The 23,886-nt window shown below is 64.0% G+C and carries 18 protein-coding genes and 2 tRNA genes; 4 read left to right on the forward strand and 16 right to left on the reverse strand.

Translation table 11 applies throughout. The annotated features are described in order from the left end of the window. Positions 1-230: 230 nt before the first annotated feature. The 3 genes from OQE62_RS05465 to OQE62_RS05475 all read left to right on the forward strand — a co-directional run bounded on the left by OQE62_RS05465 (position 231) and on the right by OQE62_RS05475 (position 863). Positions 231-304 (forward strand) — tRNA-Cys (locus tag OQE62_RS05465). Positions 305-398: 94 nt separating this feature from the next. Further along, positions 399-486, forward strand: a tRNA-Leu gene (locus tag OQE62_RS05470). Between the two features lie 179 nt (positions 487-665). Next, positions 666-863, forward strand: a complete 198-nt coding sequence (locus OQE62_RS05475; RefSeq protein ID WP_265720992.1) for a hypothetical protein — start codon at positions 666-668, stop codon at positions 861-863. An 87-nt stretch (positions 864-950) separates the two neighbouring features. Here OQE62_RS05475 and pgsA read toward each other — a convergent pair whose 3' ends face one another. From pgsA to OQE62_RS05530, 11 genes are all read right to left on the reverse strand, one after another. Then, positions 951-1,520 (reverse strand): CDP-diacylglycerol--glycerol-3-phosphate 3-phosphatidyltransferase, encoded by a 570-nt coding sequence (pgsA, locus tag OQE62_RS05480; protein WP_265720993.1) that lies wholly within the window; start codon positions 1,518-1,520, stop codon positions 951-953. A gap of 170 nt (positions 1,521-1,690) precedes the next feature. Then, positions 1,691-3,505 carry an excinuclease ABC subunit UvrC gene (gene uvrC / locus OQE62_RS05485; RefSeq protein WP_265720994.1) on the reverse strand — a complete coding sequence of 605 codons (1,815 nt, stop codon included), beginning with the start codon at positions 3,503-3,505 and terminating at the stop codon, positions 1,691-1,693. A gap of 64 nt (positions 3,506-3,569) precedes the next feature. Next, complete coding sequence (locus tag OQE62_RS05490; RefSeq protein WP_265720995.1) at positions 3,570-4,217, reverse strand: response regulator; 648 nt, start codon at positions 4,215-4,217, stop codon at positions 3,570-3,572. A 277-nt stretch (positions 4,218-4,494) separates the two neighbouring features. Continuing rightward, positions 4,495-5,127, reverse strand: coding sequence for an alpha-ketoglutarate-dependent dioxygenase AlkB family protein (locus tag OQE62_RS05495; RefSeq protein WP_265720996.1), 633 nt, complete (start codon positions 5,125-5,127; stop codon positions 4,495-4,497). A gap of 172 nt (positions 5,128-5,299) precedes the next feature. Continuing rightward, positions 5,300-6,316: a UDP-N-acetylmuramate dehydrogenase gene (murB, locus tag OQE62_RS05500; protein ID WP_265720997.1), complete on the reverse strand. Its 1,017-nt coding sequence runs from the start codon at positions 6,314-6,316 to the stop codon at positions 5,300-5,302. Between the two features lie 11 nt (positions 6,317-6,327). Then, on the reverse strand, positions 6,328-7,098 hold the full coding sequence (kdsB, locus tag OQE62_RS05505) for a 3-deoxy-manno-octulosonate cytidylyltransferase (RefSeq protein WP_265720998.1): 771 nt from the start codon (positions 7,096-7,098) through the stop codon (positions 6,328-6,330). Continuing rightward, a complete protein-coding gene (gene lpxK / locus OQE62_RS05510; protein ID WP_265720999.1) occupies positions 7,091-8,122 on the reverse strand; it encodes a tetraacyldisaccharide 4'-kinase in 1,032 nt (343 codons plus the stop codon). The genes kdsB and lpxK overlap by 8 nt, the downstream gene beginning before the upstream one ends. A gap of 9 nt (positions 8,123-8,131) precedes the next feature. Beyond that, positions 8,132-9,961 (reverse strand): lipid A export permease/ATP-binding protein MsbA, encoded by a 1,830-nt coding sequence (msbA, locus tag OQE62_RS05515; protein WP_265721000.1) that lies wholly within the window; start codon positions 9,959-9,961, stop codon positions 8,132-8,134. 100 nt (positions 9,962-10,061) lie between these two features. Next, entirely contained in the window at positions 10,062-10,481 is a 420-nt protein-coding gene (locus tag OQE62_RS05520; RefSeq protein ID WP_265721001.1) for an ExbD/TolR family protein, read from the reverse strand. A gap of 14 nt (positions 10,482-10,495) precedes the next feature. Then, positions 10,496-11,116 carry a MotA/TolQ/ExbB proton channel family protein gene (locus tag OQE62_RS05525; protein WP_265721002.1) on the reverse strand — a complete coding sequence of 207 codons (621 nt, stop codon included), beginning with the start codon at positions 11,114-11,116 and terminating at the stop codon, positions 10,496-10,498. A gap of 45 nt (positions 11,117-11,161) precedes the next feature. Continuing rightward, complete coding sequence (locus OQE62_RS05530; RefSeq protein ID WP_265721003.1) at positions 11,162-13,681, reverse strand: DNA internalization-related competence protein ComEC/Rec2; 2,520 nt, start codon at positions 13,679-13,681, stop codon at positions 11,162-11,164. Positions 13,682-13,958: 277 nt separating this feature from the next. On the opposite strand from OQE62_RS05530, the gene OQE62_RS05535 reads away from it, so the two are divergent. Next, entirely contained in the window at positions 13,959-14,894 is a 936-nt protein-coding gene (locus tag OQE62_RS05535) for a porin (RefSeq protein WP_265721004.1), read from the forward strand. Between the two features lie 67 nt (positions 14,895-14,961). Here OQE62_RS05535 and OQE62_RS05540 read toward each other — a convergent pair whose 3' ends face one another. The 5 genes from OQE62_RS05540 to OQE62_RS05560 all read right to left on the reverse strand — a co-directional run bounded on the left by OQE62_RS05540 (position 14,962) and on the right by OQE62_RS05560 (position 23,742). Then, positions 14,962-16,278: a glycosyltransferase gene (locus OQE62_RS05540; RefSeq protein WP_265721005.1), complete on the reverse strand. Its 1,317-nt coding sequence runs from the start codon at positions 16,276-16,278 to the stop codon at positions 14,962-14,964. Beyond that, positions 16,269-20,345, reverse strand: a complete 4,077-nt coding sequence (locus tag OQE62_RS05545) for an amino acid adenylation domain-containing protein (protein ID WP_265721006.1) — start codon at positions 20,343-20,345, stop codon at positions 16,269-16,271. Before OQE62_RS05545 ends, OQE62_RS05540 begins: the two co-directional genes overlap by 10 nt. 282 nt (positions 20,346-20,627) lie before the next feature. Continuing rightward, the gene (locus tag OQE62_RS05550; RefSeq protein ID WP_265721007.1) at positions 20,628-21,614 is read right to left on the reverse strand and encodes a sulfotransferase family protein; all 987 of its coding nucleotides are present in this window, start codon (positions 21,612-21,614) and stop codon (positions 20,628-20,630) included. 143 nt (positions 21,615-21,757) lie between these two features. Then, positions 21,758-23,242 carry a bifunctional 2-methylcitrate dehydratase/aconitate hydratase gene (locus OQE62_RS05555; RefSeq protein WP_265721008.1) on the reverse strand — a complete coding sequence of 495 codons (1,485 nt, stop codon included), beginning with the start codon at positions 23,240-23,242 and terminating at the stop codon, positions 21,758-21,760. A gap of 62 nt (positions 23,243-23,304) precedes the next feature. Then, a complete protein-coding gene (locus OQE62_RS05560; RefSeq protein ID WP_265721009.1) occupies positions 23,305-23,742 on the reverse strand; it encodes a YybH family protein in 438 nt (145 codons plus the stop codon). Positions 23,743-23,886 lie beyond the last annotated feature (144 nt).

A 23,886-nucleotide genomic window follows, 5' to 3' on the forward strand; every position in this document is an offset into this window, starting at 1 on the left:
TTATATGGCTGGGTGGCAGAGTGGTTATGCAGCGGACTGCAACTCCAGCGCCCGCGGCCGATAGAGAGTGCCGGTGAGTCGAACCGGCGGAATGGAAGCACAAAGTTCGACATTATATGGCTAGGTGGCAGAGTGGTTATGCAGCGGACTGCAACTCCAGCGCCCGCGGCCGATAGAGAGTGCCGGTGAGTCGAACCGGCGGAATGGAAGCACAAAGTTCGACATTATATGGCTAGGTGGCAGAGTGGTTATGCAGCGGACTGCAACTCCGTGTACGCCGGTTCGATTCCGACCCTAGCCTCCATTTTCCCATCGCCGGCTTCCCCCTGTGAAGCCGGCAATCAGCGAGGGCTGCGCCCGGCATCGGGCCCACCCGGAAGCACCTCGCTCACCTCCCCGCCCGGGTGGTGGAATCGGTAGACACAGGAGACTTAAAATCTCCCGAAGGTAGACTTCGTGCCGGTTCAAGTCCGGCCCCGGGCACCACCTCCCCAGAAGAATCAATCCCCCGGAGTCCTGCGCCCATTTACCCAGCCGTGAAGCTACCTGTTTCCGCAGGGCGCACACCTATACCGCCTGAACTCGCCGGGTGTCGACATCTGCTCCTACACTCAGCATATCGGTACCCGAATTTCGTCGAGGCGCAGCGTGGCGAGGGGATCACTATGGCGAGCATCATCTGGACCTGTCCGCAATGTGGACGCGAGAGCCACAACCCGATTGACGTCGGGGATTACGAGTCGGCGAGAGCCATCGTCCGGCAGTTGCGAGAGGATTTCGATCGGGGACACTGCCCGTTTTTATGCGCCGTGGAAGGATGCGAGACGCAGCTCTATCCGCTGCGGGTAGAGGGCTTCACCTGATACCACCTCCCGGGGCCATGAAAAACCCGGGCCCTTCCCTCCCACGGGAAAAGTCGCCGGCTTCCATCAGTCATCAGTTGTATTTGGCTAGGGCGATTCGGAGGAATCGTCACCCATCAGTGTCGGCCAGGCCGCCCGCAGATACAGGATCATGGTCCACAGCGTCAGCCCCGCGGCGATATATAAAAGTATATAGCCGATCGATTCCATCGCCGGGTAATCCCGCACATCGAATGCCAGCAACACGATGATCGCCGCCATCTGGGCGGTGGTCTTGATTTTGCCGATATAGCTCACTGCCACGCTGCTGCGCTTGCCCAGCTCCGCCATCCATTCCCGCAAAGCGGAAACCGCGATTTCTCGGCCGATGATGACCGCCGCGGCAACGGTGAACCAGGGGCTCTGGTGCAGGCCCACCAGCAGCACCAGCGCGGTGGCCACCATCAGCTTGTCGGCGACGGGATCGAGGAAGGCGCCGAACGGCGTGCTCTGGTTGAGCCTGCGCGCAAGATAGCCATCGAGCCAGTCTGTCGCTGCAGCCGCCGCAAAAATAATGGCCGAGGCGATATAGCTCCATTTGTAGGGAAGATAGAAAACCAGCACGAATACCGGGATCAGGGCGACGCGGAGAAGAGTCAGTTGATTGGCTAGTGTCATGCGAACTGCTGGTCCTATTTTCGCCTGCCGACAGGCTCCTGCAAATTGGGCGTAACTTAGCAAGGCATGGAGTAAAAGGAAACCGGCGTGCCGGGGTTTCGGCTTGCGCCATTTCCACTCACTGCCGCCTGCACACTCCTCTCCCCCCGGGGAGACAGGAGTATAGGTGCCTACTCGCTATGTAGTGTCGAGTATATATCCTGTGCCAGCTTGCGGCTGATTCCTTCGACGCCGGCCAGATCATCCACCGAGGCGCGGCGGATTTCCTGCAAGCCGCCGAAGTGGCGCAACAGTGCGCGACGGCGGGCCGCGCCGACACCGGCAATACCTTCCAGCGGCGATTCACGGCGCTTTTTGTCGCGGCGCTGGCGGTGGCCGGTGATGGCGAAACGGTGCGCCTCGTCGCGGACCTGCTGGATCAGGTGCAGCGCTGGGGAATCCGCGGCCAGCACCAGCTCCCTGTTGGTGGACACCACATGCAACACTTCGAAACCCGCCTTGCGCGTCGTTCCCTTGGCCACGCCGATAATCTGCACGCCCACGACGCCCAGTTCGTTCAGGGTTTCCACCGCCTGGCGCACCTGGCCCTTGCCGCCGTCGATCAACAGGATATTGGGGAATTTGCCCTCCCCGCTCGACAGCCGTGTATAGCGACGCTTCAGCGCCTGGCCCATGGCCGCGTAATCGTCGCCGGCCTGGATATTCTCGATATTGAAGCGGCGGTAGTCGGACTTGACCGGGCCACCGGTATCGAAGACGACACAGGAGGCCACCGTCGCCTCGCCACTGGAGTGACTGATATCGAAGCATTCCAGCCGCTCCGGCAACTGCTCCAGCTCCAGCGCCTCCTGCAATGCCTCGAAACGGTTCTGCAGTTTCTGCTGGGCGGCGGTGCGGCTGTTCAGGTTCTGTTCCGCCGCCTGCTGCGCCATGGTTACCCAAGTGGCCCGGTTGCCGCGCAGGCGGTGAACCACGGATATCTCGCGGCCGCTCTGCTCCTTCAGCGCCTGTTGCAATACCTCGACATCGTCGACCGGCTCGGAGGTGAGAATCTCCCTCGGCACCTCCCGCTGGTTGCCGAGATAAAACTGCGGGATAAACGCAGACAGCAGCTCCACGGTTGACAGGCCCAGCCGCTCGTCGGGAAAGTAACTGCGGCTGCCGAGAATGCGTCCCTGGCGGACAAACAGGATGTGCACACAGCTGGAACCACCGACGCTGGCAATACCGAGCACATCCACATTGCCACTGGAACCTTCCGCCACCTGGTCCGCCTGCAACCGCCGCAACGCGGAAATCTGGTCGCGCAGGTGCGCCGCCCTTTCGAACTCCAGCGCTTTCGATGCCCTGTCCATCTCATCCGCCAGTTCGCGCGCGATGGCGTCGCTCTTGCCGGTCAGGAACATTTCGGCGTGTCGAACATCCTGGCGGTAATCCTCCTCGCTGATAAAGTCGACGCAGGGGGCCGTGCAGCGCTGAATCTGGTACTGCAGGCAGGGGCGCGAGCGGTTGCGGAAGACGCTGTTTTCACAGGAGCGGATGCGGAAAGTCTTCTGCAGGAAGTTGAGGCTGTCTCGCACCGACGACGCATTGGGAAAAGGCCCGAAATACTGGCCCTTTTTCCGCTTGGCCCCCCGGTGCAGGGCAATGCGCGGATAGGTGTCACGGCCGGACAGGAAAATATACGGGTAGCCCTTGTCGTCCTTGAGCATGACATTGTAGGGCGGCCGCTGGGATTTGATCAGGCTCTGTTCCAGCACCAGCGCTTCGGTCTCGCTGCGGGTGACCGTCACCTCGATATTGTGAATGCGCTGCACCAGCGCCATGGTCTTGGCGGTCAGGCCCGACGCCCGGAAATAGCTGGAGAGGCGATTGCGAAGATTCTTGGCCTTACCCACGTAGAGAATTTTGCCGTCGGCGTCGAACATCTGGTAGACGCCGGGCTTGCGGGTAACGGTAGGCAGGAAACGTTTACTGTCGAACATCTCTGGCAGTGGTCGGTGTGGAAGCCGTCACTTTACCACCAACCACTGGCCGCTAACCACTCAATCAAAGGGCGGCCTCGGGGTCCAGGAGCTGGTACTTTACCGCCAGCAGCGTCAGTTCGACATCGCTGTGGATATCCAGCTTTTCGAAGATCCGGTAGCGATAGCTGTTGACCGTCTTGGGGCTCACGGACAGGGTGTCGGCGATTTCCGCCACCTTGCTGCCGTTGACGATCATCACCGCCGTCTGCAGCTCGCGCTCGGAAAGGCAATCGAACGGCGAATCGGAACTACCCGGCCCCAGGCCCGGAATCAACTGGGGGGCGATGGAAGGGCTGATGTATCGATTACCGGACATCACTGTCTGGATGGCCCTCACCATTTCCTCCATATCGGTACCCTTGGTGAGATAACCGCTGGCTCCGGCTTCCAGCAGCCGCCGGGCGAACTGCGGATCGTCGAGGCCACTGACAGCAATGACCCTGGATTTGGGAGAGCGCGCGACCAGCTTGCGGGTTGCTTCCAGGCCGCCGATGCCAGGCATCTTGACGTCCATCAGAATTACATCGATTTCCGACTGACGCGCGAAGGCCAGGGCCTCTTCGCCACTGTCGGCCTCGCCCATGACTTGTATACCAGAGACGTCACCGAGCATGCGCGAAATACCCATGCGCACCAGATCGTGATCGTCCACCACTAAGACTTTAATCAAATTAGCCCCAACTACGGATAATGCAGCGGCTGCGTCGCGGCTTCCCCAGCCGCCCGCATCTCAGCGCTATTGCGTTGCACTGTTAGCTGCAAATTCTTGTTATTGCCTTAGTCCGGATATCGCAACACAGGGGCCCGGCTCGATCGCCGAAGTCCCTGTGCGCTGTCCAGACTAGCGAGGCGAATACCTCGCAAGATCCATCCACAGAGCCTTTCAGCAACATACCAGACAAACCCGAATGTGCAAAGCAGCCCGACAAGACATAAGTTGTGCACTTTCAGGGGTAGATATAACGAAAAGTTAGGCTGATCCGGTGGTCCAACTGGCGGGCACTTTTGGCAACCTGGTGCAGCCAGTGATGCTGTACCGCGCCGGAGGTCAACAGCAGCGAACCGTCCGGCAGACTGACCGACAGGCGCCCTTCCCCATCGCGGCGCTTGAACGCCAGTCTGCGTTCCTGGCCCAGGCTGATTGTTGCCACCACCGGGTTGTCACCGAGCTCCCGCTCCCTGTCCGAGTGCCAGCCCATGCTGTCGGTGCCACTGCGATAGTGATTGACCAGCGCGGAATTGAATGCAAAGCCGGCCGCATCCAGCCGCCCGCGCACCGCGTCGAGGGACGCCGTCCAGGGGTGTGCTTCCTGCCGCAGACCGGACCAGCGATAGGTCACTTGCGGATCGCCGACAAAGGCGTGACGGCGCGGAATCGGGTGCTCCTTGCCGAACAGGCGGATTCTGGGGCTCTCCCAGGGGAGGCGGTCAAGACAATCGTGCAGCAGTGCCCCGGAGTCTCCGCGGCCCAGCCAGTAGCGGATCAGGAGTGCCCGACCGGGGGACAGGTCCAACCATTCGGTATCGGCGAAGTGTTCGGCCAGGGCTGCGGCGTGATTGGTAAAGGTGGTTTCGTTCATGGCCCTCTCCCCCGGCCCCTCTCCCGATGGGAGAGGGGAGCTATGTCGGAGGCATTACAAGTTCGAATCTAGCCACCGGGCTCCGTTGAGGCTCATGCCAGTCCCCTCTCCCACCGGGAGAGGGTTAGGGAGAGGGGGAAAGGCCGAGGCCCCTTCTTCCCCTACACGCCCCTCAGGGGTAATAACGCGGCTCCGGCTCCAGCTCCACGCCGAATTTGTTGCGGATATCCTCGGTAATCTCCCGCGCCAGGCCTGTCACCCGGTCCCCGGCACAGCGACCGGGGTTGACCAGCACCAGGGCCTGGCGGTCGTGTACGCCCACGCCATCGCGGCGGCGGCCCCGCCAGCCGGCGCGATCGATCAGCCAGCCGGCGGCCAGTTTCCAGCGCTCACCTACAGCGAAGGCAACAAGGTCGGGATGCGCGCGCTTCAGTCGCTCGTAAATCTCCGCGTCCACCACTGGATTCTTGAAGAAGCTGCCGGCGTTGGGAATCTCCTGCGGATTCGGCAGCTTGCTGTTGCGCACGGCAATCACCGCGCGGGCGATCTCCACCGGCGTCAGTTCCCCGGCTCCCTCGTGGTGCTCGTCCAGGTACTGTTTCAGCGCCGGGTACTCCAGCCGCGCCCGCCAGTCGTCCGGCAACCGCAGGCGCACGCGGGTGATGATGTACTGGTCCCGCGCAGGCCCCTTGAAGACGCTGTCGCGGTAACCGAAGCGGCAGTCATCCGCGGAAAACTCGTGTAATTCGCCGGTGGGGATATGCACAGCCTGAAGGTCGCAAAAGGTATCCCGCAACTCCACACCGTAGGCGCCGATGTTCTGGATTGGTGCGGCGCCGATGCGGCCGGGGATCAGGGCCAGGTTTTCCAGGCCGCCGAGATCCCGTTCCACGGTGTGCATCACCAGCCGGTGCCAGTTCTCGCCGCCGGCGGCGGTCACCTGCGTGGCGCCGTCGATTTTCTGAAGCTCCAGGCCGCGCATATCCAGGTGAATCACCAGGCCGGGATAGTCGCCGGTGAACACGATATTGCTGCCACCGCCCAGGGGCAGGATCGGCAGTTTTCTGTCCCGCGCAAACTGCAGTGCCTCGCGCAGTTGTTCGAGATTTTCCACCCGCGCAAAGTGCGCCGCCCGCGCCGCTACGGCGAGGGTATTGAGCGGCTGCAGGTCGGCGTTACTTTCAATCATCAAACAACCCGTCAATCATCAAACAACTCGCGCATTCGCTGCAGATCCGCCTCTGTATCCACACCGCCGGGCACCTCTTCGGCCGCGTCCGCCACGTGAATATTTTCGTTGTGGTAGAGGAAACGCAGCTGCTCCAGCGATTCAAACTGTTCCAGCGGCGCCACCGGCCAGGACACGAACCGGCCGAGCAGCGCTACCCGGTAAGCATAGATGCCGATATGGCGGCGGGGTTCCAGACCCGGCGGCAGCGCACCGGTATCCGCGGCGAAGGCATCCCGCGGCCAGGGGATGGGCGCGCGGGAGAAATAGCGGGCCAGGCCGGATTCCGCCGCTACCACCTTGACGATATTCGGGTTGCGGAAGTCCTCCAGCGTGCGGATGGGTTCCGCCAGGGTAGCTACGCCGGCAGCCGGGTTCGCGGCCAGGTTGCCGGCCACCTGGTCGATCACCGCCGGCGGAATCAGCGGTTCGTCGCCCTGCACATTCACCACGATGCGCTCGTCTTCGAGCCCCAGGTTGGCCGCGACTTCCTGCAGCCGGTCTGTGCCCGAGGCATGCTCTGCGGAGGTCATGCACACCTCGCCGCCAAAACCGCGCACCACTTCCGCCACGCGCATATCGTCGGTGGCGACGATCACCCGTTCGGCACCACTCTCTTTCGCCCGCTGGTAGACGCGCTGCACCATCGGGAGACCACCGATATCCGCCAGCGGCTTGCCCGGCAGGCGGCTGGAGGCGTAGCGGGCCGGAATGATGATATCGAAGGCAGTGGCGTTATTCATGTTCTGATGGCTTCTGTAAGTGCTGGTGAACGCGCTGGTAGAACAGATCCGGCAACCTGGCCCGCACTTCCAGCGCCCACCAGTGACTCTGCCAGAAATCGCGGCACTTGACCGCATCCTTCATGGTCATGATCACCGGGGTTTCGCCGTCAAACTGCAGCTCCTGCTGGCAGTACTGGTGGTGGTCGGCGTAGGCCTGCGGCATCACCCCGAATCCCAGCTGTTCGAGTTCGCGGAAAAACCGCTGCGGATTGCCGATGGCCGCCACGCCGTGACAGGGGCCCGGCTCCGGCCCGGACCTCAGTTTCACAGTGGAGGTCTGGTCCAGGTTGAACTGGTGCCAGCTGTCCGGCTCCAGCGTCATGATGAATTCGAGTCTATGGCCGCACTGTGCCCGCAGTCGCTGTTGCGGCTCGCCGTTGACCACGATCAGGTCGACGCTATCGAGGCGATCAGTCGATTCCCGCAGCGGCCCCCGCGGCAGTATCCTGCCGTTGCCCAGGCCCCGCTGGCCGTCGATCACGCAGATCTCCAGGCTGCGCCACAGCGAATAGTGTTGCAGGCCGTCGTCGGACAGGATGACATCGCAGTTGTGATAGTCGATCAGGGCCCTCGCCGCCTCGTTGCGATCGGGCGAGACCATCACCGGCAGGCCGGTAATCAGGTGCAGCATCAGCGGCTCGTCACCGGATTCCAGCGGATGGGACTGGGCGGTGACCTGGTAGGGATATTCCTTGGCGCGACCGCCGTAACCGCGGCTGACGATGCCCGGATTCATGCCGCGCTCATGCAGCCAGCGCGCCAGCTCCGCCACCAGCGGCGTCTTGCCGGCGCCGCCGACGGTGATATTGCCGATCACGATTACCGGTACCGACAGCGGCTGCGGCGGATTCTGTCGATTCTTCTCGCGGCGCCTGTCACTGGCCCACCGGTACAGGGACGACAGAGGGGCCAGCAGCGGCAGGGAGGATTGCCTGCCCTCCCCCGGATACCAGCGTTGATTGAACCAGTCTTCCAGTGACATTCCGGGGCTCTATCCTGCTGTTTGCTGTTGTAACAAAGTCGCGTAGCGGCCGCCCTGGTCGAGCAGCTCGGCGTGATTGCCGCTCTCGATGATCCGGCCCTGCTCCATCACCAGAATGCGGTCGGCACTTTCGATGGTGCTCAGGCGGTGGGCGATCACGAAGGTGGTGCGGTCCTTCATCGCCTCGGTGAGGGCCAGTTGGATGGCGCGTTCGGATTCGTTGTCCAGCGCCGAGGTGGCTTCATCCAGGATCAGGATCGGTGCATCCTTCAACAGCGCCCGCGCAATGGCCAGGCGCTGGCGCTGGCCGCCGGAGAGCATCTGCGCATTGTCCCCGAGCGCGGTATCCAGGCCGTTGGGCAGCTCATCGACAAAATCCGTGGCGTGGGCCAGCTCGATGGCCCGCCACACCTGCTCGGGTGTGGCATCTTCCAGTTCGCCGTACGCAATGTTGCGGTAGACGGTATCGTTAAACAGTACGATATTCTGCGACACCATGCTGATCTGGCGGCGCAGGGATTCCAGCGGCACCTGGCTGATATCCACGCCGTCTAGCAGGATGCGGCCACTGGTCGGTTCGTAGAAGCGGGCCAGCAGACTCACGAGGGTGCTCTTGCCGGAACCGGAGGCCCCCACCAGGGCCACCGTCTGCCCCGGCTCCACGGCAAAACTGATATCGGTCAGCACCGCCGGTGCCGATTCGTCGTAGCGGAAGCCGAGCCGATCGAAGGTGACAGCGCCGTACACCGGTTTCGGCAAGGCGGCGGTTCCGCCCTTCGGCTCCCCGGGCGCATCGAACACCTCGAAAATACTCTCCGCCGCAGCGATACCTTTCTGGATATCCGCAAACACTTCCGACAGGCTGCGCACCGGCTTGGCCAGGGAGGCAGCCGCACCGATATAGGCAGCGAAAACACCGGCGGTCATGGACTCCACCATGCCCGGCGCCAGTGCCAGCCAGACAATGGTGGCGGTCGACAACCCCACCAGAATCTGGATGACGGAAACGCTGCCGTTGTTCGCCACCACCAGCTTCATGAACTGCTGGCGATTTTTGTCACTGGCGGTGTGAAAGCGGGCGTTCTCGTACTTCTGCCCCCCGTACATACGCACCACCTGATAGCCATTGATGGCTTCCTGGGTGACATGGGTGACATCGCCCATAGTGTTCTGGATGCGGTGGCTGAGCTTGCGGAATCGCTTGCCTACGGTGCGCACGATGAAGGCGATGATGGGCGCGAACACAAAAAACGTCAGTGTGAGTTTCCAGTTCACCAGCAGCAGATAGACCAGCAACCCGATGGTGGTGAAGGATTCGCGAATCAGGGTTTTTACCGCCTTGGTGATGGAATTGGTGACCTGCTCAATATTGTAGGACACCTTGGAAATCAGGTAGGCGCCGGTGTAGCGATCGAAATAGGCACTGGGCAATTGGCCGATTTTGGCAAACAGCTCGGTGCGCAGGCTGTGAATCACCGCGCGTGCCACATAGGCGAGGCCATAGCTGCCGATAAAATTGCCGCAGGCGCGCAGCACAATAATCGACAGCATTGCCAGCGGAATCAGCCAGCGCGCGGTCTCCTTGGGCATGACGCCACCGGGAAACCAGGCGGCGACATATTTGGCGAGAAAGCCGCGGGTTTCCTCGATGCCGGAACCGACGGTGTCGAGCAGCAGCTCGGTCACCGCAATCAGGCTGACCCCCATGACCGAAAACAACAGGAAGCCGAACACCGCGAGGGCGAAGATCGGCCAGTGTGGCAGGGCATAGGAAAGCAGGCGGCGGTAAGTTTTCGCCCCGTGCTGTGGTTTGCTCGGGGGCGTGTCGGCTCTATCCATACAAATTCATATCTGGAGCCCACCCCGAAATTACCCGGTAGGATGGGCAAGGCGCAGCCTGTCCCTTAGATTGGCGGGAAAACCGCGCGGGCGTCGCGAACTAATTTTCTTCCGGCTGCCGCGTGGTAATGCTGAGGTTGACGAATCCCAGCTGCCCGGCGGCATCCATGGCGCGCACCACGGCCTGGTGTTCGGCGGTGGCGTCGGCGGTAATGACCAGGGGGCGATTGTACTCGTCCGCGGAAACTTCCGACAGCGCCGATTTCAGGGTAGTCAGCTTTTTGTTGATCAGGGCGCGGCCGTCCACGGAATAGGAACCGTCCGCGTTGATCAACACCTCCACCGAGCGCGGAGCCTCCCGCGCCTCCGGCCCCGCCGCCTCCGGCAGGTTCAGTTCCAGGTGGCTCTCCTTGGTGAAGGTGGTGGACACCATAAAGAAGATCAGTAGCAGGAATACCACGTCGATCAGCGGTGTCAGGTTGACCCCGTCCTGCTCTTTGGCCTGGCGGCGAAATTGCATCTTACGCTCTCCGCTCAGGCCGTTTCGATACGGCGGTCACTGTGCAGCGCGTCCACCAGTTTCACCGCCTCCTGCTCCATGGCGACGACAATGCTGTCCAGCCGGCGCTGAAAATAGCGGTGCGCCAATAGCGCCGGAATCGCCACCGTCAGACCCGCGGCCGTGGTAATCAGCGCCTGACTGATACCGCCCGCCAACACGCCGGCATTGCCGGTGCCCTCGAGCATGATGGCGGTAAACACCTGGATCATGCCTACTACGGTGCCCAACAGACCGATCAGCGGTGCCACCGCGGCAATGGTGCCCAGCGCGCCGAGAAAACGCTCCAACTCGTGTATCACCTGGCTCGCGGCCTCCTCGATACTGTCTTTCATGACATCGCGACCGTGGCGGGAGTTGGACAGACCCGCGGCGAAAATTCGGCCGAGGTGGGAGGAATCGCGCAGCTCCTTGATCTTTTCGCCGTCGACCTGATTGTTTTTCAACCAGCCCCAGACCTCACCCAGCAGTGTGCGCGGCGCGATGCGGCGCGGGTTCAGGGTCCAGAGGCGCTCGATACAGATGGCGATAACGGCGACGGAACAAAGCAGGATCGGCAGCATCAGCCAGCCGCCGGATTTTATGATTTCTAACACTGTTCTCGGTCCCAGACTGCGGAAGGGAATTAATGGACAGGAACTCTACCACAGCTCGCCCCGGCGGCTAAGTCTCCGGTCGTCGCCATTTTCATCCTTGTGATCCGCATACCAGAATCGCGGTGCCTCCCGGGCAAGCGCGATTTCGGGCTTCGCACCACTGCCCCGCCAGACCAGTTCAACCGCACCGTTCGCCGCCGTATTGAACAACTGCGCACCGCTGCGGCGATAGCGCGCCACGACATCCCCGTGCGGATGGCCGAAGTGATGGCGAAAGCCCGCACTGAACACCACCCGCCGCGGCTTCGCCCAGTCGATCAATGCCGGCGACGAGGACGAACGGGAACCATGGTGTGGCGCCACCAATAGATCCACCGGCTCCATACCGGCAAAGCGGCTGGCGAGCTCGCGCTCTACCGAGCGGGAGATATCCCCCGCCAGCAGGATGCGCACATGGCGCCACTGCAGCAGTACGACACAGCTGTGGTCGTTCTCCTCCCCGGAAACCCGAAGCGATTGCGGCCACAACCACTGAATCCTCAGGTCACCCACGCGCCGCGGCGGGCCGGCTCGACACCGCTCACCACCCAGGCGGCCCGCCAGCTGCCCCGGCGCATGCAGCTGCCCAATCTCCAGCGACTCGCTCAAGCCGCGCAGACCACCGGCGTGATCGCTGTCGCCGTGACTCAGCACCAACCGGTCCAACCGGCGTTCGCCCTCCCCCAGCAGGTAGGGCGTCACTATCTGGCTGCCGGCACTCCAGCCGGACGCCGACAGCGGGCCGGCATCGTAGACCAGCCGCTGCTCCGGTGAACGCACCGTCACGGCCAGGCCCTGGCCCACATCCAGCACCGCCACCCGCAGGGATTCCACCTCGGGCGCCGTAGCCGCACCCGGCCAGAACGGCAGCGACAGCGGCAGCGCGAACAGCCAGCCGAGCTGCCTGCCCGGCAGGCCCGCCGGCAGCAACAATAACAGCAGACAAGCACCCGCCAGCAGCAGTCCCGTCACACCCGGCGGCGCGCCCAGGGGCTGCCAGGCCGCCAACATCCCCTGCCCTTGCTCCAGCAGCTGCATCAACAGTTGCAGTTGCCTGCCGGCGAGCCACAGGCACCAGTCCCCCGGGGCGGTGCCGGCCAGCATCGCCCCCACCATCAGCGCAGGCAGTATCCCCAGCCCCATCCAGGGGATGGCCAACAGGTTCAGCAGCATCCCGCTGACACTGAAGCCGGAGAAAAAGAACAGCGACGGCAACAGCAGCGCCAGGCAGATGACCCACTGGCTGCGCGCCAGCCCACAGAACCAGCGCCACAACCGGCGGCCCGCGGGCTCCGAATGATCAACCTCCCCGGTTTCCCGGGTATTCAGCCGCAGGCGGTGGCTGAAACCGAGCAACAGGGCCCCGACAGCCACAAAAGACAACCAGAAACCGGCGCCGTAAAACGCCAGCGGCTGCAGTGTCAGCACCGCGGCCAGCGCCAGCGCGAAAGCGAGACCCGCGGAGATCCGGCGCCGCCAGCGCCAGGCCAGCAACAGCACCCAGGTCATCACCAATGCCCGCTGGGCCGACAGGGGCGCACCCGCCAGCAGGGTGTAAACCGCCGTTCCCGCCAGTGCCGCCGCGGTGCCAATCGACAGCGGCGCCCTACCCGACAGCGCCCCCGCGGCCCGTGCCAACAGGCCGCCGAGGAGCAGGCAGAAGCCGCCCACCATCCCCACATGCAGCCCGGAGATCGCCAGCAGATGGGCCGTGCCGGTATCCCGCAACAGCTCCTTGTCGCTGCGCGAAAGCCCCGAGCGATCACCGAGCAACAGCGCACTCAACAGGTCCGGCCGCGGCGGCGATGCCGCCAGCAACCGGTCCCGCAGCCAGTGGCGCAGTGCCGGCAGGCCTGCATTCCGCCCCAGTAATCTCGCCTCCCCGTCCTGCGGCCGCACATAGCCGGTGGCGTAGACACCGCGCCGCAGTAGCCATCCCTCGTAGTCGAAGCTGTGGGGATTGACGCTGCCGCGCGGGCGCTTGAGGCGTAATGGCACAAGCCAGCGGCTGCCCGCGCGCAACTGCCGCACTGCGCTGTCCGGCGCGCGGTACCAGGTGAGATACAGAAGCTGGTCAGCCATTGCCGGCGGCGCGCGAAAATCCCCCGCCCGGGTGAGAACCCGGGCGGCAAAGCGGACGTCGGTCCCCGCCTCCCCGTTGCCATAGCGGGAATTGCCGGGGCGTGTATCGGGCAGGGAGACAATTCGCAGCGGCAGCACCATATCGGCGCCGTGCTGCGCCAGCGGCAGCCGCTCCGCCAGGGCCCGATGGTTGTGGTACAGGCTCCAGAGGCTGCCGGCGACAATGGCGATCGCCAGCGGGGCGAGACGGGCGCGGGCAGGCAACACCAGGCAAACGATCGACAGGAAACCGCCGAGCGCAGCGGCGGACCACAGCGATGGCAACCGCGGCAGGCTGCCGGCGGCGATGATGGCGAGCGCATAACACCACAGCAACGGCAACAGCGGCGTCGCCGTACGCCACCGGCACGGCACTCCTTCCCGGGTTTTGCCGACTCGCTCCATCAATGCATCACTTCCCTGTCCTCGAGCCCCGGTTGTGCCAGAGGCGATGGCAGCCTGTAAAGGCACACCTTTAAGTCTCTCGACACCTCGACATCTTCACAACCTGTCCAACCTGTTTTTCAGGTACTGCATGGTCATAAAAAATTAAAAAAAGTGCCATCTTTAACTTGTTTGTAATATTTGGATCGCAGAATTCGCACCAACTCGAGAGGCGGTCAGGATTCGGACCCATAACCACCGGCTCTCGGCGACAACCATAAACTGTGCGAGGCGACCGATGAAGAAGACCGCTGTTTCCCTGGCCATAGCCGCAGCGCTGCCCGCGCTGGCCAGCGCCGACACCTTCACCTTTTACGGCAAGGCGAATGTGGATTTCCAATCCGCGGACGAGGGCGACGGTGCCACTACCGATATCGAGAGCAATGCCTCCCGTCTGGGCGCCAAGGGCGAACTGCCCTTCGACAGCGGCGTCAAGGGCATCTACAAGCTGGAATATGGTGTCGATATCGACGGCGATTCGGAGGAGACGCTCAAGCGGCGCAATCTTTATGCGGGGCTGGAGGGCGGTTTCGGCCAGGTGATCGCCGGTCGTTTCGATACCCCCATGCGGCTCGCCCAGAAAAAAGTGGATCTGTTCAACGACCTGGAAGGCGATATCGGTAGCGTCATCACCCGGAGCGAGAATCGCGAATCCGGCCATGTGCAATACACGACGCCTGCATTTTCAGGCTTTACCCTGGCCGCCTCGCATATCAGCCACGGCGACGAAGTGATCGGACAGGACCAACTCGGCCGGGATATCACCCGCGATAACGGTACCTCCATGTCCCTGGCCTACGATAAAAACGGGATCTACCTCGCCTATGGTATAGACCGGAATGTCGAAGCCAACGACTGGAATGTGCAACGCCTGGCGGGCCAGTACAACATCGGCCCGGTTCAGGTGGGGGCCCTCTTTGAGGAGCAGGAAAAGGCGGATGGCAGCACCCAGGACGGCTGGATGGCCTCCGCCGCCTACAGCATCAACCGGTGGACCGCGAAAGCCCAGTACGGCCAGTCCGATGTGGTGGTGGCCGATGCGGAAACCTACAGCCTGGGCCTGGACTACAAGCTGTCCAGCGCGGCCAAGGTGTTCGGCTTCTATACCGACGAGACCGCTGCTGACGATTACGATCGCAGTTACTTCGGTATCGGTACCGAGTTCAAATTCTGAAGCCGGGTTTGATGTTCCCTCCCCCGGGGAGAGAGTTAAGGATAGGGGCAAGCTGCGGGCAGGTTGGTCAGCTATAGTGCATGCCCGACGGCGCCCTTGCGCTGCCCGCGGGCTCGGGCAACAGTCCCCATGACCGCAGTTGTGCAATCGCATTGGCGACGCCGTCCTCCGCTCGCAAACACTCGCCCAGAGCCGCCGCCCGCCGACCCATGGAGCCGGAGAGACCGGAGCGGATGGCATCGGCGAGCGCCGCAGCGGTCAGCTCTTTGCGCCTGACCGCCGGCGGCGCGACGCCCACCTCAGCCAGGCGCCAGGCCCAGAAGGGCTGGTCGCCGAAGAAAGGGACAACCACTGAGGGAATACCGGCGCGCAGGGCCGCGGCAGTGGTGCCGGCGCCGCCGTGGTGCACCGCCAGGGCAACGCGGGGAAACAGCCAGTCGTGGGGCGCGGCGTCAATGGCGAAGAAGTTCCCGTCCCCCGCCCTCTCCACCACTTCCCTCGACAGCCCGCCCCAGCCGGTGGCGATCAGGGCCCGGCGACCACTGCGGCGCAGCCCCTCCAGGACCCTGGCGGTAAAGTCCCCGGAATCGCCACTGCGCATACTGCCAAACCCCACGTACACCGGCTTCGGGCCGGCGGCGAGAAAATCCGCCAGCGCCGGCGGCGGCCGCCAGTCCCGCTCCCCGTCCAGGAACCAGTTGCCCGCTACCCGCACCGATGCCGGCCAGTGACGCGAGGGCGGCACCAGCAGGGGGCTGAAACCGTAGAGCAACTTCTGGCTCTCGCGCCCGACGCTGTAGGTGGGCCCCCGCCGGGGAAAGGCCGGCAGGCCCAGCTCCCGGCGCACCCCGGCGTAGGCCGGGCTCAGCATCTGCCAGGTGAGCAGGCGACAGAAATGAAACAGCAGCCGGTTGACCGCGCCCGGGCGGGGCCGCTCCGGCGGCGGCAGCATCATCGGCGGGATATCCGGGCAGGGGGTGATCGGCTGCAGGTGGGTCTCCACCACCGGCCGCCCCAGCAGCTCCCCGAAAGAGGATGCCAGCGGCGCCACCATACCGTTGCCCAGCAGCAGGTCTGCATCCTCCGCGGCCGCCCGCCCCTGCTCCGGCCACCCAGACGCCATGGCACCGAGTTCACGCCGCGCCGTGGCGAGCAGTGCCAGCGGGTTGAGCCCCCGTTGCAACGCCCCCGGATCCCTAGCCATGATGTCGAGGAAGTCCGCATTCAACGGCGCGAACTCCAGCCCGTGCCCGGTAATCAGCGGCTCGCAGGTATTGCCACTGGCGATGCGCACCCGACAACCCGCCCGCTGCAGGCCGCGGCCGAGGGCGACGAAGGGGCGCACGTCTCCCTGGGTGCCGATGGAGAAAATGGTTATCCGCACAGCGCGCGCTCCCCCAGGACGTCGGCGAGCAGCGGGCCGATACGCGCCAGCGGCTCCGTCTCCAGCACCTGCTGGTGATGGCAGGCCACCGGCTGCAGCCGCAACCGGCCGTCGATATGGCGGCGCCAGTGCTCCGGATCGTGGTGCAGCAGCTCGGAGTGTGCCGTGCGGGTCGCCTGCACGAACAGCAGGTCGCCGCGCACCCGGCCGGGCACGAAGCGCTGCACCAGCTCCAGGTTGTTCTCGATCACCCGGCGCACGCCGGCGACGAAATCCGGATTCGACCGCTGCAGCTCCCGCACCGCGGGCATATCGAACACCCGGTATTCGCGCCACAGGAAGTCGGCCAGCGCATCCATACTGCAGTCGGACGCGTCCAGGACCCCGCGCTCGAAGCCCAGGAAAGCCAGCGCCGCCCGCACCATCTGCGCCTCGTCCCGCTGCCGGTCCCCCAGTTGTACAAAGGGATAGGCGTCGAGCATGCCCAGGAAGGCCACCTCCTCCCCGCCGGCCTGCAGTTGCCGCGCCATTTCGTGGGCGGCGAGGCCGCCCAGGGACCAGCCGAGCAGATGGTAGGGGCCCTCCGGTTGCACCCGGCGGATGCGGCGCAGATAGTCGGCGGCCATGTCTTCGATACTCCCCGGCAGTTCGCCGCTGCCGTCCAGGCCGGCGGCCTGCAGCCCGTAGAGCGGGCGCTCCCCGAGGTAGCGGGACAGGGCGGCGTAACCCCAACTGAGCCCCGCCGCCGGGTGGATGCAGAAAAGCGGTGCCGGGTCGCCGCCGCCGTGCAGTGGCAGCAGCACCGACAGCGGGTCCCGCGCCTGCGATTGCTCCAGCTTCTGCGCCAGTTCGGCGATGGTGGCGGACTCGAAAACCGCCCCCAGGGAAATCTCGCGGCCGGTGATTTCCCGCAGCCGGGACAACATGCGCGCGGCGCTGAGGGAGTCGCCGCCGAGATCGAAGAAGCTATCGTGGATGCCCACCGTTTCCACGTCGAGAATGCCGCTCCAGAGATCCGCCAGTTTTACCTCCAGTTCGCTGCGCGGTGCTGTGTAGGCGCCGCGCGGCTGCCACCCGGGCGCCGGCAGGGCCCCGCGGTCCAGTTTGCCGTTGGCGTTCAGCGGCCACCGGTCCAGGATCGCGAACTGCGCGGGCACCATGTAGTCGGGCAGCGTCCGCCGCAGCCGGCTGCGCAGCAACTCCGTGTCGATCGCGCGGGCTTCGCCATCGACCCGCTCCGGCAGCACATAGCCCATCAGGCATTTGCCGCCCGGCGCGTCCTCCCGCAGTACCACCACCGCCCGATCCACCCCGGGGCAGCGAACCAGCTGCTCCTCGATCTCGCCCGCCTCGATGCGGAACCCGCGCAGCTTGATCTGGAAATCGTTGCGGCCCAGGTATTCGAGCGCGCCGTCCGGCCGCTGGCGCACCAGGTCGCCGGTGCGGTACAGGTAGCCGTCGCCAAAGGGATTGGGCGGAAAGCGCTCCTCGGTCAGGTCCGGCCGGTTCAGGTAGCCCAGGGCGACGCCGGCACCGCCGATATACAGTTCCCCGGCCTCCCCCGGCGGCAGCGGCTGCATGGCGGCATCCAGCACGTACAGCCGGGTATTGGCGATGGGCCGGCCGATGGGCGGCGCGTCCAGGTCGTCGCCGTCCAGCACCATCAGGGTGGAGAGCACTGTGGTCTCCGTGGGGCCGTAGAGATTGACCACAGGATAGCCCAGGCGACGCAACTGGCGCGCCAGTTTCCCCGACAGCGCCTCGCCACCGGTGAGTGGCCGCAGGCCCTTCAGCTCGTCGCCGCACTCGGCCACCAGCGCCTGCCACAGGGACGGTGTCGCCTGCAGCATCGTGGCGCCGCTGCGCCGGATCAGCGCCGCCAGCGCCCGGGGATCGCGGGCTTGGTCGCGGCCGGCCATCACCACCCGGGCCCCCGCCAGCAGCGGCAGGAAGAGCTCCAGCGCGGCGACATCGAAAGAGAGCGTGGTCTGCGCCAGCAGCCGGTCGGCGGCGGTGAGCTTCAGTTCGTCCGCCATCGCCAGCAGCAGGTTGGCCAGGCCCCCGTGGCCGATCACCACGCCCTTGGGCCGGCCAGTGGAGCCGGAGGTGTAGATCACATAGGCCGGAGTCTGCGCCCGCAGCGGCGCGCGGCGGTCTCCGGCGCCGGGGTTGTCGGCGGCAAAGTCTTGCAGCGGCAGGCGCTCCAGGTGCAGGGATTCCCAGTCGCCCCCGGGCAGCCGGTCGGCCACGGCCGCCGCAGTGAGCAGCAGCCGGGGGCGGGCTTCCCGCAGGATCGTCTGCAGACGCTCCGGCGGGTTGTAGGGATCCAGCGGCAGGTAGGCGGCGCCGCTTTTCAGTATCGCCAGCAGTGCCGCCGGTACCCACTCGTCCCGCGGCAGGGCCACCGCGACAATATCCCCGGCCCCCACACCGCGGGCCAGCAGTGCGCGACACAGGCGGTTGGCCCGGGCGTTCAGTTCGCCGTAACTGAGTTCCCGCTCCCCCGCCTGCACGGCGATCGACGCCGGGCTGGCGGCCGCCCGCTGTTCGAACAGCACCGGCCAGGGTTGCTCCGGCAGCGGCCGGTCGGTGGCGTTCCAGCGCTCCAGCAGCGTCCACTCCGACGGCGCCAGCAGATCCACGGTGCCGATGGACTGCCGGGGGTCCGCCAGCAGCGAGCGGATCAGCCGCAGCAGGCGGTCGCGGTGGGCATCCAGTTCGCTCTGCTCGTAGAGCGCGGGGTTGGCATCCAGGTCGATATGCAGCCCGCGGTCGTCGCCGCGATCGTAGACGAACAGCGCCAGATCCTCGACGGTGCCGTTGGACAGGTTGTGGGTGACCGAAGGATTGCCGCCGAAACGCAGGTCGTAGTCGAAGGGTTCGATATTCACGCCCAGCCGGGCGATTTCCCGGCCCCGTTCCAGCAGCCCCAGATCGCGGCGCAGATCTTCGTGGCGATACTGCTGGTGGCGCAGGGCCCCGCGCACCGCCCTGCCCGCCCGACGCACCAGTTCCGACAGGATCATCTGCGGCGACATCGCCAGGCGGACGGGCACGGCGTTGGCCATCATGCCGGGGATGCGGCGCAGGGCGCGGTCGGTACGGGCCGTCACCGGCAGGTTGAACACCAGGTCGGTGGCGCCGCTGGCGCGGTGGATATAGGCCGCCAGCAGGGAGACCAGTATCTGGGGCAGGCTGCCGCCGGCAGCCTCGCCAAGCTGGTGCAGTTTCTCGGCGTCCGCCGCCGACAGGCGCGCGCTGCTCCGTCGCAGTCCGCCCACCGACTCGACGCCGCGGCGCGCCAGGGAAACGGGCTCGGGGAGATTTGCCATCTGTTCGAGCCAGTAGTCCCGGTCTCGCCGGAAACGCGCCGACTCCCGGTACGCCCTTTCCCGCTGTAGCTGGACAGACAGGGAGAAAAACGGCGAGGGTTCCGGCTCGCGGTCCTCTGCCAGGACGCTGTAGATTTCCGCCACCCGCCGGGAAATCAGCCCGCCGCCGAAACCGTCCAGTACCACGTGGTGGCAGCGCTGGTACCAGTAATGGCATTCGTTGTCGACGCGCAACAGGGCGCTGGACCAGAGCGGGTCCCTCGCCAGGTCCACGGGCCGGGACAGGTCGTCCATCATCCAGCCCCCGGCGGCAGAGCGGGAATCGGCCTCACCGCTGAAGTCGATGAAGGGCAGTTCGCCCCGGTAATCGGGATAGACCACCTGGCGGGGACCGGCATCGTCCTCGATTATCTGTGCGCGGCAGACTTCCGCCTCTACAACAACCCGGCGCAGCGCGGCGATAAACAGCTCCGCGTTCAACGGTCCGGAAATTTCCGTGTACTCGGCGAGATTGTAGATAGCGTCGTCGGCACCGATTTTCTCTCCCACCCACATGCCCCGTTGGGAAAATGCCAGCGGCAGGAGTTTCGGTGAAGCGGAATTCTCGGGAGAGTCGGGTGCAGAGAGGCCGGCCCGGGGATGGATTGGGCCGGAACTCTCGATCGCGATACGATCACTCTCCCCGCCAGGCCGGGATTGCCCGGCTTGTTCCTTGCGAACAGTATTTCCTTCCATGGCATCAGCTCCTTGATTTTCCCGGCCAAATCGTTTCCGTCACAACTCTCACCGGCACCCAACTCGGGGCCAGCGATGCGATTCAGCTTAAAAGTCCCTACTTACACTTCCGTGACATCATGCGGCATAAACCGGGGATACGGCGCCATATTTTCGGCGCGGCAATCTGATCCGGTCACAAACAGGCAATGGAATAAAAAAAACCGATCCTTTTTGTTTTTTGAGAAAGTTTAATGTAATAAAATCCTCTTTTACTGTGCATCATTCTGTAGCCCGGGTTCCCTAGCCGGCGATTTCCGCCAGCAAACCGTCAAGGCGATCCCGATAGTTTTTCAATACCGGATTCAGGTAATTTCGCCGGCGCACTGCCGGTGTTGCCGTCGCGCCGGTTAGGGGAAAATTGAAAAAAACCTGCAGGCGAAGCATCGTCGCTTCCGGATTCGCTACCAGTTCGTCATAGTCCAGCTCGATGGCACGACCGGGCGGCAGCTTTTGCAGGTCGGCACGGTAGGCCGCCACCTGTCGGGCGAGCGCCCGCGCCACTCGCCCGCGAAACAGCAGCGCCATCCCCCGCCGCCCTACCAGGGCGCGCAGGCCGCGCAGCAGCCACCAGAGGGCATAACCGGCTCGGTAACCACGCCGGCTGCCGTCCGTACTCAGCAGCATTTCCAGGTAGGGCTGGGGTCCATCCAGGTAGGATTGCAGCGCATTCAGCATACTGTTCAGCACGGCTATCGGGTCCCGGTGGATGTAAACAAAACGCGCCTCGGGAAAACGCTCCAGAATCCAGGCGGCATTGCCGGTGTCCCACGGGTTCTTGAGCAGTACAGCCCGGCTGCCGGGCTGTACCGCGAGCAACTTGCGGCACAGCTCCCCGAACAGCGCCGCATTGCCGGGCCCCAGCCTGAAACTGCCGCTGTGCCGGCGCAGCAGGAAACCGTACTCCTCCACCTCGTCGGCATTCACGGCCACCCGGTCGATTTTGCGATTCGCGATCCCCCGGGCGCGAAAGCATTTATCCAGGCGCTCCCGGTCGCGCCGGGCGCTGCCGTCGCGGTGGGAAACCAGCAACCGATGGTAATAAAAAAGGTGGTAGAGGCTGAGTTGTGCCAGGGGAAAAGACCTGGCGATGCAGTCGTACAGAAAGGTGGTGCCCGATCGATGCAGGCCCATGATAAAGATCGGGCGAACGGGAATTTCCCCAAGCCCTTCGAGCAGTTCAGAGTCTTCGTTAATCCCGGGAAAACCGGGACCGGAATAGAGTGGCATAGGCAGGCACCCGAAAGGCATTCCATTGCACATTGACACAAAAAACCTATCCCAAAAAATGCCGTGCGTCTACAGCCCTTCCGGATTACTGTGATAAACTTTTATTGCAAAAATAAAGGATAATTTTTCAAATAAGGAGAAAGTCAAGTCACAAACAGGTCCAGAAATTCGTGTACCGATGTCCCCTCCAGTTTCTCCCGGTCTTCACACAGCGCACGAATTTTTTCGCAGCGTCCGGCCGGGAAGCGCGCTGCCAGGTTATCGCGGAACTTTTTCTCGAGTAGCGGAATCCCCTCTTGCCGACGCCGGCGATGGCCGAGCGGATATTCAACCTCGACCCTGTCTGACGAAGTCCCATCCCTGAAGAACACCTGCACTGCATTGGCAATGGAGCGCTTGTCTGGATCCAGGTAGTTCCGCGAGTAACGTTTCTCCTCGACCACCTCCATTTTCCCGCGCAAATCGTCGATCTGCGGGTGCGACTCGTGGAAGCCGTCCTCGTAGTGCTCCGCCGCCAGTTCGCCAAACAGCAGGGGGACTGCCGTCATATACTGCAGGCAGTGATCCCGGTCGGCGGCATTGGCCAGCGGGCCCTGCTTGGAGATGATGCGAATGGCGGATTCGTGGGTGGTGATCACCACTTTGTCGATCTCGTCGATCCGGTCCTTTACCTGCGGGTGTAGAATCACTGCCGCCTCGCACGCCGTCTGCGCGTGAAATTCGGCCGGGAAAGAGATCTTGAACAGGATGTTCTCCATCACGTAACTGCCATAGTCACGCTGGAACTTAAACGCCCGGTCAGCTTCTGGCTTGATTTGCTGGTCGGCGTTAGTCTTACTGAAACACACTTCATAGAAACCCCACGGCTTCGCCGTGAGCGCGCCGGGAATCCCCATCTCGCCGCGGAGGGCGATATCCGCCAGCCGCACGCCGCGGGATGTGGCATCGCCGGCCGCCCAGGACTTACGCGAGCCGGCGTTGGGCGCGTGGCGATAGGTGCGCAGCGCGCTTCCGTCCACCCAGGCGTGGGAGATGGCCGCCATCATCTGGTCCCGATTGGCGCCCATCAGTTTTGCCGCCACCGCGGTGGAGGCCACACGCACCAGCAACACATGATCCAGCCCCACGCGGTTGAAGCTGTTCTCCAGCGCCAGCACGCCCTGGATCTCGTGGGCGCGGATCATCGCATCCAGCACATCGCGCATCACAGGGGGCTTTTTTCCCCTGGAGAGATTCTTTTGCGACAGGTAATCCGCCACCGCCAGAATCGCGCCCAGGTTGTCGGAAGGGTGCCCCCACTCCGCCGCCAGCCAGGTGTCGTTGTAATCCAGCCAGCGGACGATACAACCGATATCCCAGGCGGCCTTGACCGGGTCCAGGCGGAACTGCGTGCCCGGCACCCGCGCGCCATTGGGCACCACGGTGCCCTCGACAATCGGGCCCAGGTGTTTGGTGCACTCGGGAAAGCGCAGCGCCAGCAGGCCGCAGCCGAGGGTGTCCATCAGGCAATTGCGCGCTGTATCCCAGGCTTCCTCCGAATCGATCCGGTAGTCCAGGACATAATTGGCGATATCCCGGATGACCCGGTCGTAGTCCGGACGGACATTCCGGTCGACATTGGCACTCATATCCGACTCCTTCTCGGGGTAAACGGGAATCCGCAGCAGCGGCCCGCCGGGCGCTGTCGATATCACTCGGGTTCGAGATCAGTCAGGGCCTTCATGCTCTCCGGGTCGAAGGGTGCCGAGTAGTGTTCGTGCGCTATACGCCACTGCCCTTTCAGGCGTCGAAGACAGACAGTGCCGCGCATCCAGCCGGTCTGCTCATTGCCCTTCTCATCGGTACAACCGCAGGAAACCAGGAAGTGGCAGTAGGCGATATCGCCACCCACACTGATGTTCATCTCGGGGATGGTAAACAGCATGTCGCCCGGCGCGAATCCCATGCAGTACTCCCAGTGTTTTCGGTAGGCGTCCACGCCCCGGAATTGCAGAGCCACGATGGCATCAAAGGCCACTACATCCGGGGCATAGCAGGCCATAACACGATCCAGATCGCCGCTGCAGGCTGCTTCTGCCCAGCGATTGATCAGGGTGCGGATCTGGTTTTCATCGTCGGTTGTCGTCATGACTATTTCCTCTGAACTGTGTTTGGTCGGTGTCACTCCCTGGTCGAACCTCCCGCCGCGAAATCGACCGGCCGACCTGTCCCCGATGGCGACGATCCTCTGGCGGCCCCTGTGCAGACAGGCTTTCCTGCATGCGGGAGAAGA

The organism is Microbulbifer halophilus (genome assembly GCF_026183675.1).
GTDB lineage: Bacteria > Pseudomonadota > Gammaproteobacteria > Pseudomonadales > Cellvibrionaceae > Microbulbifer > Microbulbifer halophilus.